Raw genomic sequence first — 13,372 nt, forward strand, 5'->3', positions numbered from 1 at the left:
CAGTGGTTCGCGCGCGTTCAGTGTACGCGCTGGCTCATGACGGCCGCGCCGCCAGCCGGCATCGCTTCGTACGGCGTTTCCTGCGCGGTCGGACGGGCGATTCGGCGTGCACGCGCAATCGCGATCAGGCCATACACCACGATGCTCAGCACCACGAAGATGAAGAGGCCCGAGAGCGCGGCATCCACGTAGTCGTTGAAGACCATGCGCTGCATCTGCTCGAGCGACTTGGCGGGCGCGACGATCTTGCCTTCCGCGATTGCCGCCGAAAGCTTCTGGGCGTGCGCGACGAAGCTCACCTTCGGGTTGCTGTCGAAAATTTTCTGCCAGCCCGCCGTGAGCGTGCAGATGAGGAGCCACACGGTGGGCGTGGCGGTGACCCACGCGAACTTCTCGCGCTTCATCTTGAAGAGCACGACGGTGGCGAGCATCAGCGCGATACCGGCGAGCATCTGGTTCGAGATGCCGAAGAGCGGCCACAGCGTGTTGATGCCGCCGAGCGGATCGACCACGCCCTGGTACAGGAAGTAGCCCCAGGCGGCCACGCACAGCGCCGTGGCGATCAGGTTGGCCGGCAGCGACTCCGTGCGCTTGAGCGACGGGTGGAACGTGCCCAGCAGATCCTGCAGCATGAAGCGGCCCGCGCGCGTGCCCGCATCGACGGCGGTCAGGATGAAGAGCGCTTCGAACAGGATGGCGAAGTGATACCAGAACGCCATCATCGCCTCGCCGCCGATCACCTGGTGCAGGATCTGCGCCATCCCCACGGCCAGCGTGGGTGCGCCGCCCGCGCGCGCGACGATGGTCGTCTCGCCCACGGCCTGCGCGGTATGCGTGAGCATGTCCGGCGTGAGCATGAAGCCCCAGTGGCCCACGGTTTGAGCGACGGCGTCCGGCGTCGTGCCGAGCACGGCGAGCGGGGCGTTCATCGCAAAGTACACGCCCGGCTCGATCACCGAGGCGGCCACGAGCGCCATGATCGCGACGAACGATTCCATCAGCATCGCGCCATAACCGATGAAGCGCGCGTTGGTTTCGTTATCGAGCAGCTTGGGCGTCGTGCCCGACGAGATCAGCGCATGGAAGCCCGAGACCGAGCCGCACGCGATCGTGATGAAGAGGAACGGGAACAGGTTGCCCGACCACACCGGACCCGTGCCGTCGATGAACCGCGTGAACGCGGGCATCTTCAGTTCCGGCGCGACGATCAGAATGCCGATCGCGAGCGCGAGGATCGTGCCGATCTTGAGGAACGTCGAGAGATAGTCGCGCGGCGCGAGCAGCAGCCACACCGGCAGCACCGAAGCGACGAAGCCGTAGCCGATCAGGATCCACGTGAGCTGCGTGCCCGTGAACGTGAACCACGCGGCAAGCGCGGGCGAATCGTGCACGTGCTGGCCGAAGGCGATCGACGCCATGAGCAGCACGAAGCCGATGATCGAGATCTCGCCGATCTTGCCCGGGCGGATGTAGCGCACATAGAGGCCCATGAAGATCGCGATGGGAATCGTCGCGGCCACGGTGAACGTGCCCCACGGCGAGTTCGTGAGCGCCTTCACCACGATCAGCGCGAGCACCGCGAGAATGATGATCATGATGAGGAAGGTGCCGAACAGCGCGATCACGCCGGGCACCGGGCCCAGTTCCATCTTCACGAGGTCGCCGAGCGAGCGGCCGTCGCGGCGCGTGGAGAGGAACAGCACCACGAAGTCCTGCACGGCGCCCGCGAACACCACGCCAGCGAGAATCCACAGCATGCCGGGCATGTAGCCCATCTGCGCGGCCAGCACCGGCCCGACCAGCGGACCCGCGCCCGCGATCGCCGCGAAGTGGTGGCCGAACAGCACGAACTTGTTGGTGGGCACGTAGTCGAGCCCGTCGTTGTGGCGCACGGCCGGCGTCATGCGCAAGCCGTCCAGTTGCAGGACGGTGCTCGCGATGAAGCGGCTGTAGAAGCGATACGCGATCAGATAAACGCAGACGGCGCAGATCACGATCCATAGTGCGCTGATTCGCTCGCCGTGCGCGAGCGCGATGGTGCCGAACGCGAACGCGCCAAGCAGCGCGACCAGCGTCCAGACGACAAAACTGGATGTCCGACTCATGCGGTGTCTCCGTTTATGGTTTTACTTTTGCGCCCCGTTGCGGAACCGGGCTCCGTCGCGCCGTTCACGCCGGCGCACGCACGACGCGCATTGCGCCATGTCGTGGGCGGTAGTATTCGCTTTCAGAGCGTAAGCCACAAGCGGACAACTACGTAAGTGCGCTACGTAGTATTACGTAGCAGATGCCAAATTTCGTTGCGCGCGCAACCAGCGTGGCAGGCCGCAGGCTGGGGGGCCCGTCTCAGAACGCAGCGTGGATTGCCGCCTGTCGCGCGCGCCCGGTTATCCTTGTAGATTCAGCTTCAGAACACCGCCATGCCCGCCCCATTTTTTTTCGCCGACCGCCGCCTGAAGACGAAAATCTTCCTGCTCGCGGTCGTGCCTTTCCTCGCCGCCATTGCCAGCATCGGGATCGGCGTGCGCCAGCAGGCCACGCAACTGGCGCATACCCAGCACGCGACCATGCAGAGCGCCTATCTGTCGAGCAAGGAGGACGAACTGCGTCACTACGTGGAGCTGGCAACGAGCGCCATCGCGCCGCTCTACGCGCCCGACGAAAACGCCAGCGCCGCGTTGCCCGCGCCCGCCGACGAAGCCGACCGCCAGCTCGCCGCGCTCGCCGTGCTGCAGAAGATGGACTTCGGCCCCGATGGCTACTTCTTCGTCTACGACATGCACGGGCGCTCGCTCATGCACCCGCGCGAGCCCGCGCTAGTCGGCCAGGACCTGTGGAATCTGCGCGATCCGCAAGGCGCGCTGACGATCCAGCAGTTGATCGCCGCAGCCCAGCGCGGCGGCGGCTTCGTGCGCTACATGTGGCACCGGCCGTCCACGGGCAAACTCGCGCCCAAGCTCGGCTATGTCGTGCCGCTGCCGCGCTGGGGCTGGATGATCGGCACCGGCATCTATCTCGACGATGTCGATTCGACGCTCGCGCGCATCGACGAACGCGCTTCCGCGAATATCGAGCACACCATTCAGTGGCTCGGCGTGATCGCACTCGCAGGCGTGCTCGTGATCGCGCTCGGCGCGCTCGTGCTCAACGTGAGCGAGCATCGCAGCGCCGACGCCAAGCTCAAGCGTCTCGCGCAGCAGGTGGTCGAATCGCAGGAGCAGGAGCGCGCGCGGCTCTCGCGCGAGCTGCATGACGGCATCAGCCAGATGCTCGTCTCGGTGAAGCTGCTGCTCGAATCGGCGCTCACGCGCTTCGAACGCGGCGAAACGCGCGTGCCCGCCGCCGAGGCATCGCTCGCCACCGGCCTGTCGCGCCTTTCCGATACGCTGCGCGAAGTGCGCAGCATCTCCCACGCGCTGCGCCCCTCGATGCTCGACGACCTCGGTCTCGCCGCCGCGCTGGAGCAGCTCACGCGCGAGCTGTCCGAGCAAGCGGGCATCGAGATCGGCTTCTCGCAAACCGCGCCGAAGCCGGCGAGCCGCAAGGCGCGGCCGCCCGCATTGCCGGATGCCGTCAACACGGTGCTGTTCCGGATCGCGCAGGAAGCGCTCACTAACATCGTGCGCCACGCCCACGCGGCGCGCGCCACGCTCACGCTGGAGGTCGCTGCGAGCGGCGTGACATTGAGCGTCGCCGACAATGGCCGCGGCTTCGACGTGGCGCACGCGCTGGCCGATCCGCGCGCGGGCCTCGGACTGCGCAACATGCGCGAGCGGCTGGAGTCGCTGGGCGGCCGCCTCGACATCACCTCGCAGCCCGGCCACACGCTGGTGACCGCGTGGGTGCCGGTCGTGCCGGATGTGTCGACGAATGCTGCACCTGCAGGACCCAAGGCCGCCACCGGATCAGGAACGCCGACATGACGACGACTACAAACGTGAACGACTTTGCCACGCCCGGTGCGAAGCCCGCGCGCCTTGTCCTCGTCGACGACCATCCGCTGGTGCGCGACGGCCTGCGTGCGCGTCTCGAAGCCGTGCCGGGCTTCGAGGTGGCGGGCGAAGCCGGCAACGCCGACGAAGCCATCGCGCTCGCGGCCTCGCTCGAACCCGATCTCGTGCTGATGGACGTGGGCATGACCGGCGTGAACGGCATCGCGCTCGCGGGAATCTTCCACGAGCGCTATCCGGGCATCCGCGTGCTGATGCTCTCGATGCACGACAACGTCGAGTACGTGACCGAAGCCGTGCGCGCGGGCGCGAGCGGCTATGTGCTCAAGGATTCGCCGGCCACCGAGATCATCGGCGCGATCGAGGCCGTGCTGGCCGGGCGCACGTATTTCAGCGCGGGCCTGAGCGCGCGCATGATCCAGGCGTCGGCGCGCAGCACGCCCGTGGAGCGCCTCACGCCGCGCGAGCGGGACATTCTCGACGCACTCGCGCAAGGGCTATCGAGCAAGCAGATCGCGCAGCGCGAGGGGCTTTCCGTGCGCACGGTGGAAACGCACCGGCTCAATCTCAAGCGCAAGCTCGAGATCGAAGGTCAGGCGGAGTTGATCAAGTTCGCGGTGGAGCACCGCAGGAAGTGAAGCGGGCGCGCCGGATCGACCAGCGCGCCCGCGGAGGCTCGATGCGCGTACAACCAGAGGCGATCAGCTGCGCGCGTTGTGGTCGACGAGGAACTTGATGAGCCCGTCGATGCCGCCCTTGGCGATCTGGTCGGCGAACTGCGTCTGGTAGACCTGGATCAGCCACGCACCCATCATGTTGATGTCGTAGATCTTCCAGCCGCTGGGCGTTTGCGTGAGGCGGTAGTCGATGGCGTCGTCGCCGCCGTTGCTGATGACGTGCGACTGCACCACGGTGTCCTTCGCGCCGGCCCCAGTGCTCGAAGGCAGGAACTTGAAGTTCACCTGGGTATCGCGAAGTTGCGAGAGCGACGATGCGTAAGTCTTGACGAGCAGGAGTTGAAATTGCTCATAGAGCTTCTGCTGTTGCTCGGGCGTGGCCGTCGCCCACGGTTTGCCAACGGCGATGCGCGTGGTGCGTTTGAAGTCGGTGGCGGGAACGAAATGGGTCTGGACCACTTGCGTGATCTTGTTCATGTCGCCGCCGCGCGCCTGCGGGTCGGCCTGCATCGCCTTCACGGTGCCTTCCACCGCGGCCTTGACCGTGGCATCCGGAGAAGCCTGCGCGCTCGCGGCGCCGGAAACGCCCATGAAGCAGGCGGCTACAAGAAATGCAGTCAGATAACGTTTCATACGCTCTTCTGGAACAGTGAAATTCAGGCGCCGGTACGGTGCGGTGCAGTCCGCACCCCGGCTGGGCCAGTATAACGGCTTTGGCGCATGGGCTGCCGCGGCGCCGCCGCGCGGTCCCGAGTGCGCAAGAGCCGCGCCGGGACGGACAGGGCCGGTATACTTGTGCGCTTCGCGTCAAAAAACTCAATCGACAGGGCCCCCCTCGTCTGTATGCTGAAGCCATTCATCATTAGCCTCGTCGCCTGGTCGGTTCGCCGCGCGGCGTGGGTCATCACACTTGCGATCGTGCTTGCCGTATTAAGCGGCACGTACGTAGCAAGGCATTTCAAGATCAACACCGACGTCAGCGGCCTCGTCGAGAACACAGCCGAATGGGCTGCGCTCAGCGAGGCCAAGGACAAGGCCTTCCCGCAGCGCGCGAGCTCGCTGCTCGTGGTCGTCGAAGCCGATGCGCCCGAGTTCGCCGACGCCGCCGCCGACAAGCTCGCGAAGGCCCTCGCGGCCGACTCGCGCGAGTTCAGCGCCGTGTCGCAGCCCGCGGGCGGCCCGTTCTTCCAGCACAACGGGCTGCTCTTCCCGTCCACGGCCACCGTGCTCTCGACCACGGGCCAGCTGGTCCAGGCGCGCCCGCTCGTGAACCAGCTGGCGAAAGATCCGAGCCTCACGGGCCTCGCCGGCACGCTCACCACCACGCTGCAACTGCCGCTGACAATCGGGCAGGTGAAGCTCCCGCAGATGGCGAACCTGCTCGGCAGCGCCGCCAACGTCGTCGACCAGGTGCTGGCCGGCAAACCCGCCGCATTCTCGTGGCGAGCGCTCGTCGACCCGGACGCGGCTACGAAACCCGCGTTCGCGTTCATCACCGTGCAGCCGGTGCTCAACTTCGGCGCGCTCAAGGCAGGAGCCAACGCCTCCGAGGCGATACGCGAGACCGCCGCGTCGCTCCACCTCGACACGGAATTCGGCGCGCGCGTGCGCCTCACCGGCGAACAGCCGCTCGCCGACGACGAATTCGCCTCGGTCCAGGACGGCGCCGCGCTCAACGGCGCGGTCACGTTCGTCGTGGTGCTCGTCATCCTTTGGCTCGCGCTGCGCTCGGGCAAGCTCATCGGCGCGACGCTGATCTCGCTCGTGATCGGCCTCGCGGTCACGGCTGCGCTCGGCCTCATGATGATCGGCTCGTTCAACATGCTTTCGGTCGCGTTCATGGTGCTGTTCGTGGGGCTAGGCGTCGATTTCGGCGTGCAGTTCGGCGTGAAGTATCGCGAGGAGCGCTATGGGGACGAGCGGCTCGACTGGGCACTCCTCAAGACGGCGCGCTCGATCGGCGTGCCGCTCACGCTCGCGGCGATCGCGGTTGCCGAAAGTTTCTTTTCCTTCCTGCCGACGGCCTACAGAGGCCTGTCCGAACTCGGGCAGATCGCGGGCGTGGGCATGTTCGTGGCGTACATCTGCAACATGACGGTGCTGCCGGCGCTCATCAGCGTGTTCAAGCCGAGGGGCGAGCGCGCCTCGCCTGGCTTCGCGTTTCTCGCGCCCGTAGACACGTGGCTCGCAGAGCATCGCAAGCCCGTGCTGATCGGCACGCTCATCGTCGTCGTCGGCGCGATGCCGTTGCTGCGGCATCTGCACTTCGACTTCAACCCGCTGCATCTGAAGGACCCGCATACCGAATCGATGGCGACGCTGCTCGCGCTCAAGAACTCGCCCGTCATCTCGATCAATGACGTAAGCGTGCTCGCGCCTTCGCTCGAAGCAGCCGACAAGATCGCCGCGCGGCTCTCGAAGCTGCCGGAAGTGGCGCGCGCAACCACGCTCAGCTCGCTCATACCCGACGATCAGCAGCAAAAGCTCATGCTGATTTCGAGCGCCGCGCAGCAGCTTCTGCCCGCGCTCACGCAGCAGCCGTCGTCGCCCGTGACCGACGAAGTGCGCGTGCAGACGCTCAAGCGCGCGGCCAACCAGCTCTCGCTCGCCGCGAGCGACCATCCGGGCCCGGGCGCGGCCGAGGCCAAGCATCTGTCCGATTCGCTCATGAAGCTCGCGAACGCGAGCCCGGCCACGCGCGACCGTGCGGAAACGGCGTTCAGCCTGACGCTCAAGCTGGCCTTTACACAGCTCACGCGCCTCCTGCAACCCACGGCGATCACGCGTGAAACGCTGCCGCCCGAGATGGTGCGCGACTGGGTGGCGCCGACTGGCCAGGCGATCGTGGATGTCGCGCCGCGCGTGCCGCCGGGCGTCGATCCCAACGACGACGTGATGCTGGCGCGCTTCGCGCACGCGGTGAAGGCGGCGGAGCCCAACGCCATCGGCGGCCCGATCTCGATCCTGCACTCGGCCAACGTGATCATCCTTGCGTTCTTCCAGGCGGCGGGGTGGTCGGTGCTGCTCATCACGGCGCTCCTGTGGATCACGCTGCGCAATTTCGGCGACGTGCTGCGCACGCTGATTCCGCTGCTGGTCTCGGCGCTCGTGACGCTGGAGCTGTGCGTCGTGTTCGGCATCCAGCTCAATTTCGCGAACATCATCGCGCTTCCGCTGATGCTCGGCGTCGGCGTCGCCTTCAAGATCTATTTCGTGATGGCCTGGCGTGCGGGGCAAACCGGCCTGCTCCAGTCGAGCCTCACGCACGCCGTGCTCTTTTCGGCCGCGACCACGGCCACGGCGTTCGGCAGCCTGTGGCTTTCGCATCATCCGGGCACGTCGAGCATGGGCAAACTGCTCGCGCTGTCATTATTCTGTACGCTGATCGGTGCGGTGGTGTTCCAGCCGGTGCTGATGGGCAAGCCGCGCGCGAAGCGCGCAAGAGCGCAAACTCAGGGGATCGACCAATGAAGAAGAAACAAGCCGCGCTCACCATGGCAGCGGCGAGCCTGGCGCTCCTCGTGACGTCCGGTTGCGCGACGGGCCCCGACCGCAAGCCGGGCGACCCGTTCGAGCCCGCGAATCGCGCAATTTTCACGTTCAACGACAAGCTCGATACCTATATCGCGCAGCCGGTCGCGAAGGGCTATCAGAAGGTGACGCCGCAGCCGCTGCGCCAGGCGATCACCAACTTCTTCTCGAACATCGGTGACGCCGACAACTTCGCCAACAACCTGCTGCAGCTGAAGATCACCGACGCCGTCCAGGACCTCATGCGCATCGCCATGAACACGGTCTTCGGTCTGGGCGGTCTGATCGACTTTGCGACCGCGGCGGGGCTGCCCAAGCACCACCAGGACTTCGGCCTCACGATGGGGCATTACGGCATGCCGGCCGGCCCGTACCTCGTGCTGCCGCTGTTCGGACCGAGTTCGGTGCGCGACGGCATCGGCATGGCCGTGGACGTGAAGTTCAACGTCATCAATTATTTCGAGCCTGCCGTGCGCAACCCGATGTATCTCGCGCAGTTCATCAGCGCGCGCGCGGATCTGCTCGGCGCGACCGATCTGCTGCGGCAGGCGGCGCTCGACCCGTATTCGTTCGTGCGCGACGCCTACCGCCAGCAACGGGAATCGCTGATTCGCGGCTCGCGGGGCAACAACGCGCCGCTGCCCGATTACGGCGAGCCGGGCGACTCGGGTGGCGAGGGCAAGCCGAACGAGAACGGCGCGCCCAATTACGAGGATCCGGGCGAGTCGGGTGGCGCGGGAGGAGCGGCCGCGCCGAACGATGGTCTGCCGAATTACCAGGATCCGGGTGACGCGAGCACGACCGGCGCGGCTGGAACGGCTGCTGCCGCGGCCGGCGCAGGTGCCGGTGCAGCAGCGGCTGCCGGTACGGCCGGTGTAGCGGCGGCGGCTTCCACGCCTGCTGCGGCGTCGGCTCCCGTTGCGGCTTCGGCTCCTGCACCGGCTTCAGGTGTGACGGCTGCGCCGGCAACGCCCGCGTCGGCGCCGTGAAGCGGATATGACGGCCGCCCGTACGCATACGGGCGGCGCGAAGGCGCCATTGCCGTCTAGACCAGAACGACGGTATCGCTGTATTGCGCGACCCGCCGGTCGTGCGAAATCAGTCGCAGGGGTTCGGTCAAAGCTTGCGCCACGAGGAGCCGGTCAAACGGATCATGATGGTGCAACGGCAGCGATTCGACGGCTGTGACATGCTCGGCCTCGATTGGCAGGATGCGATAACCCGCTTGCCTGAAGTAGTGCAGCGCAGCTTCCCCGGACAGAGGCATATCCCCGCGCTGCACCGAATGCTTGATCGCGATTTCGCAGATGCTCGCAGTACTAACGTAGATCGTGCTGGTTGGCGCCAGAATCAGATCACGCGCGGCCGCAGGCAGCTTTGGACTATCCGCGATGGCCCAAAGCGCGATATGCGTGCCGAGCAGCACGTTCACGCGCCGCCCCCGTTGAACAGTGCCGCGACCTCGTCGTTATGCGCATCGATATCATCGGGAACTTCAAATGCCCCTTTCGCTACCCCGATGCGCCGCTCGACTGGCGTTTCCGGTGCGAGCGGCACGAGCCGGGCGACCGGCCGGCCGCCGCGGGCAATAATGATTTCCTTTTCGCGGCCAAGTTCGACATCCTCGACGAGCCTTGAAAGCGACGACTTGGCTTCCAGCATGTTCACGTAGGTCATGGGTCTAGTCTGGCTAAGCCCTTGGATCAAGCCCGCCTGCGACAGCTCGAACGCAAAAAAACCGGCAACCTGCTCAGCTTGCCGGGCCTTTCATTCGAGCCACGTCTACCGCTCAATGCACCGAGGCATCCTCGCTCTCGGTTTCACGCGCCGCCTCGTTCGCCGCCGCGAGCGCCGTGGCGTCGGCCGCCGTCTGCACGGTCTGGCGATAGCGCTCGTACGCTTCGTCGGCGTAGCGAATCCGGTCGCGGCCATGCGGGGCGGGCACGCCATCGGCACCGAGGTTCACGAACACCATTCTCTCGACCGTCAGAATGCTCTTGCGCGTGATCTTGTTGCGTACTTCGGCGCGCAGCGTGATCGACGTGCGGCCGAAATGCGTCGCTTTCATGCCGAGTTCGATGATGTCGCCCTGGCGCGCCGAACTGACGAAGTTGATCTCCGACATGAACTTGGTCACCACGCGCTGGTTGTCGAGCTGGCAGATCGCGTAGATCGCCGCTTCTTCGTCGATCCAGCGAAGCAGGCTGCCGCCGAATAACGTGCCGTTTGGATTGAGGTCTTCAGGCTTGACCCACTTGCGAGTGTGAAAATTCATGGCTGGTAACTCCCGAAAATGCATTTCGCCCCCAATTCGCAACGGCGAATCCAGGGTAAACGCGGAGATGTTACCAGAGATAAGGGTTTTCCCTAGTATTTCAATATTCCGGCCGGGTCATGTCGGGAACAAGGCGCCCGCGGTCATCAGCGTCTGGCGCGCGGCGTTTAGCGACTGGCGCGCGGCTTTCGCATCGGCGGCCACGCGCAGCAGGCCGCCCAGTTGCGCCGGGTCGCGCGCCAGCTCGCGCAGGATCGGCAGCACGGCGGTCGTGCCGTCGTCGCGCAGTCCGGCCATGGCCGCCTTCGGCAGGCTGCGCCACGCCGGATCGACGATCGCCCGGCACACGGCGAACGGCACGCCGTGCGCGGCGGCTGCCGCCGCGGCCAGATGCGACTCCATATCGACAGCGAGCGCGCCGCACGCGCCGAAGAGCGCGGCCTTGTCCGCCGCGCCGGTGAGCGGCGCGGCAACGGCCGCCTGCACGCCGCGCCGTGTCTGTGCGGCGAGCGGCGAATTCATGAGCGCATCGGCCATGCGCGCGCTCCATGCGGCGTCGGTCGGAACGCGACCGAACGGCCCGTCGATGGCATGAGCGATCACCACGGTGCCCGGTTCGAGATCCGGCGCAAGGCCGCCCGCGGTGCCGAAACTGATGATGCCCGCGGCGCCCTCCGCGAGCGCCGCCGCGAGCGCCCGTTGCAGCAGATCGGCGCGCGCGGCGTACACGGCGCGCACGCCGTCCCGGCCCTTGCCCGCCGCGATGCTCGCCTCGAAGGCCATGCCCGTCACCGCGATCACGGGCAGCGCGCGTGCCTTTGCTCCAGCCGCCACGCTCACAATCCAGACACGACGCGCGTCACGCCCGCGCGCTTCAGGTTGCGGTAACGCGCGAGCGCCCACAGCGGGAAGAACTTGCGATAGCCGTGGTAGCGCAAATAGAACACGCGCGGGAAGCCCGTCGCCGTGAAGCGCGTTTCGTCCCAGAGGCCGTGTGCGCGCTGGGTCGTCTGCAGGTACGCGATGCCGCGTGCGACCGCCGGATGATCGACCGCGCCCGCTGCCATCAGGCCGAGCAGCGCCCACGCCGTTTGCGAAGCGGTGCTCGTTGCGCGCTCGTAGCCGCGGTATTCGAGCTTGTAGCTCGTGCCGTCTTCGCCCCAGCCGCCGTCGTCGTTCTGGATCTGCACGAGCCATTGCACCGCGCGCTTCATGCGCGGGTCGTCGTGCTCGAGGCCGGCCGCGTTGAGCGCGCACAGCGCCGTCCACGTGCCGTAGATGTAGTTCATGCCCCAGCGGCCGTACCAGCTGCCGTCGGCTTCCTGTTCTTCGAGCAGATAGTGGTACGCGCGGCGTGCGGGCTCGCTCGCGGCCGGCAATTCGCCCAGTTGTGCGAGCATCGACAGGCAGCGGCCCGAGACGTCGGCGGTCGGCGGATCGAGCAGCGCGCCGTGATCCGAGAACGGAATGCTGTTCAGGTAGTACTGCGTGTTCTCCGGCTCGAACGCGCCCCAGCCGCCGTTGCTGCTCTGCATGCCCACCACCCATTCGCGCGCACGCGCGATCGGCTCATCGTAGGCGTTCGTCTTATAGAGCCTGTCGACGCGATCCATCGCGGCCACGACCACGGCCGTGTCGTCGACATCGGGGTAGTGCGGGTTCGCGTACTGGAATGCCCAGCCTCCCGGACGCACCTCGGCCCGGCGCGAGATCCAGTCTCCGCGCACGTCGAGAATCTGCAGCGGGCGCAGCCATTCGAGGCCGCGGCGCGCGGCTTCCTCGGCGCGCGCGTCGCCTGTCTCCAGCAGCGCATGCGCCGCGAGCGACGTGTCCCACACCGGCGAAAGACACGGCTGGACGTAGGCTTCCTCCGCGTGGACCGTCACGAGCTTTTCGAGCGACTGGCGCGCGATCGCGCGGTGCGGATGATCGGCGGGATAGCCCAGCACGTCGTACATCATGACGGCGTTGGCCATGGCGGGGAAAATCGCGCCGAGGCCATCTTCGCCGTTCAGCCGCTCGTCGACGAACGCCACGGCCGCGTCGATGGCGCGCTGGCGCAGGTAGTTGGGAAACAGCGGATCGGTCACGCGCAACACGCCGTCCACGGCGCGGAAGAAGGCGAACCAGCCCTTGCTCTGGTGCGGCGCGCGCGCATTCAGGCCCACGCTCACGGGCGCGCCGCGGAACAGCTCGTCGATGCGCACGCCGCGCGGGTTGCGCGCCACCGGGCGTTTCGCGTTGAGGACGAGCAGCGGCACGATCACCGTGCGCGCCCAGTACGATACCTTCGAAAGATGGAACGGGAACCACTGCGGCAGCAGCATGATCTCGACGGGCATCATCGGGACTGCGTACCAGGTCACCACGCCAAACAGCGCGAGGAGAATGCGCGTGAACACGTTGACGTGCTCCGCGCCGCCCGCGGCGAGAATCGCCTCGCGCGCGCGGACCATGTGCACGGCATCTTCGGCGTCGCCGATCATCTTGAGCGCGAAGTACGCCTTCACGCTCGCGCTCACGTCCATGGCGCCGTCGGTGAAAAGCGGCCAGCCACCGTCCGGCAGCTGGATGCGCCGCAGGTAGCGCGCGATCTTCTGCTCCAGCTCGTGGTTCGCCTCTTCGCCGAGGTAATGCACGAGCAGCACGTATTCGGCCGGAATCGTGGCGTCCGCTTCGAGTTCGTAGACCCAGTGGCCGTCGGCGCGCTGGTCGGCGAGGATCGCATCGGTCGCGCGGGCGACGGCGGCTTCGAGCGTGGCGTCGGGCGTCGATACGTCGGGCGTCGCTACGTCGGGCGTCGCTACGTCGGGCGTCGCTACGTCGGGCATCGCTACGTCGGGCGTCGCCACGGGAGCCGGGTCGATGACGTCGGCGCCGCTGTGGCGGCTGGCGAGATCTTCGGTCGGCGCGGCTTGGGATAAATCGTTCATCTACGG

General features: G+C 66.7%; 11 protein-coding genes. 4 read left to right on the forward strand and 7 right to left on the reverse strand.

Annotated features, from left to right (window positions below; all coding sequences use genetic code 11):
* Positions 1-17: 17 nt before the first annotated feature.
* Positions 18-2,105 carry a carbon starvation CstA family protein gene (locus BMI01S_RS04985; RefSeq protein WP_028209832.1) on the reverse strand — a complete coding sequence of 696 codons (2,088 nt, stop codon included), beginning with the start codon at positions 2,103-2,105 and terminating at the stop codon, positions 18-20.
* A 315-nt stretch (positions 2,106-2,420) separates the two neighbouring features.
* Here BMI01S_RS04985 and BMI01S_RS04990 point away from each other — a divergent pair, with 315 nt between their 5' ends.
* The gene (locus BMI01S_RS04990; RefSeq protein ID WP_028209833.1) at positions 2,421-3,923 is read left to right on the forward strand and encodes a cache domain-containing protein; all 1,503 of its coding nucleotides are present in this window, start codon (positions 2,421-2,423) and stop codon (positions 3,921-3,923) included.
* Entirely contained in the window at positions 3,920-4,588 is a 669-nt protein-coding gene (locus BMI01S_RS04995; protein ID WP_042288483.1) for a response regulator, read from the forward strand. Before BMI01S_RS04990 ends, BMI01S_RS04995 begins: the two co-directional genes overlap by 4 nt.
* 63 nt (positions 4,589-4,651) lie before the next feature.
* On the opposite strand, the gene BMI01S_RS05000 is transcribed toward BMI01S_RS04995, so the two are convergent.
* Positions 4,652-5,260: an MlaC/ttg2D family ABC transporter substrate-binding protein gene (locus BMI01S_RS05000; protein WP_028209835.1), complete on the reverse strand. Its 609-nt coding sequence runs from the start codon at positions 5,258-5,260 to the stop codon at positions 4,652-4,654.
* A 210-nt stretch (positions 5,261-5,470) separates the two neighbouring features.
* Here BMI01S_RS05000 and hpnN point away from each other — a divergent pair, with 210 nt between their 5' ends.
* Entirely contained in the window at positions 5,471-8,098 is a 2,628-nt protein-coding gene (hpnN, locus tag BMI01S_RS05005; protein ID WP_028231293.1) for a hopanoid transporter HpnN, read from the forward strand.
* The gene (locus BMI01S_RS05010; RefSeq protein ID WP_028231292.1) at positions 8,095-9,147 is read left to right on the forward strand and encodes an MlaA family lipoprotein; all 1,053 of its coding nucleotides are present in this window, start codon (positions 8,095-8,097) and stop codon (positions 9,145-9,147) included. The genes hpnN and BMI01S_RS05010 overlap by 4 nt, the downstream gene beginning before the upstream one ends.
* A gap of 56 nt (positions 9,148-9,203) precedes the next feature.
* Here BMI01S_RS05010 and BMI01S_RS05015 read toward each other — a convergent pair whose 3' ends face one another.
* From BMI01S_RS05015 to shc, 5 genes are all read right to left on the reverse strand, one after another.
* Positions 9,204-9,590, reverse strand: a complete 387-nt coding sequence (locus BMI01S_RS05015) for a type II toxin-antitoxin system VapC family toxin (RefSeq protein WP_028231291.1) — start codon at positions 9,588-9,590, stop codon at positions 9,204-9,206.
* Positions 9,587-9,835: a type II toxin-antitoxin system Phd/YefM family antitoxin gene (locus BMI01S_RS05020; protein ID WP_028209839.1), complete on the reverse strand. Its 249-nt coding sequence runs from the start codon at positions 9,833-9,835 to the stop codon at positions 9,587-9,589. The genes BMI01S_RS05015 and BMI01S_RS05020 overlap by 4 nt, the downstream gene beginning before the upstream one ends.
* Before the next feature lie 112 nt (positions 9,836-9,947).
* The gene (locus BMI01S_RS05025; protein WP_028209840.1) at positions 9,948-10,433 is read right to left on the reverse strand and encodes an acyl-CoA thioesterase; all 486 of its coding nucleotides are present in this window, start codon (positions 10,431-10,433) and stop codon (positions 9,948-9,950) included.
* A 117-nt stretch (positions 10,434-10,550) separates the two neighbouring features.
* Entirely contained in the window at positions 10,551-11,267 is a 717-nt protein-coding gene (locus BMI01S_RS05030) for a phosphorylase (protein ID WP_028231290.1), read from the reverse strand.
* A 2-nt stretch (positions 11,268-11,269) separates the two neighbouring features.
* Positions 11,270-13,366: a squalene--hopene cyclase gene (gene shc, locus BMI01S_RS05035; RefSeq protein ID WP_036045216.1), complete on the reverse strand. Its 2,097-nt coding sequence runs from the start codon at positions 13,364-13,366 to the stop codon at positions 11,270-11,272.
* Positions 13,367-13,372: the final 6 nt, after the last annotated feature.

Origin of the sequence: Paraburkholderia mimosarum LMG 23256 = NBRC 106338, assembly GCF_000739815.1 — a bacterium.
GTDB classification, from domain to species: domain Bacteria; phylum Pseudomonadota; class Gammaproteobacteria; order Burkholderiales; family Burkholderiaceae; genus Paraburkholderia; species Paraburkholderia mimosarum.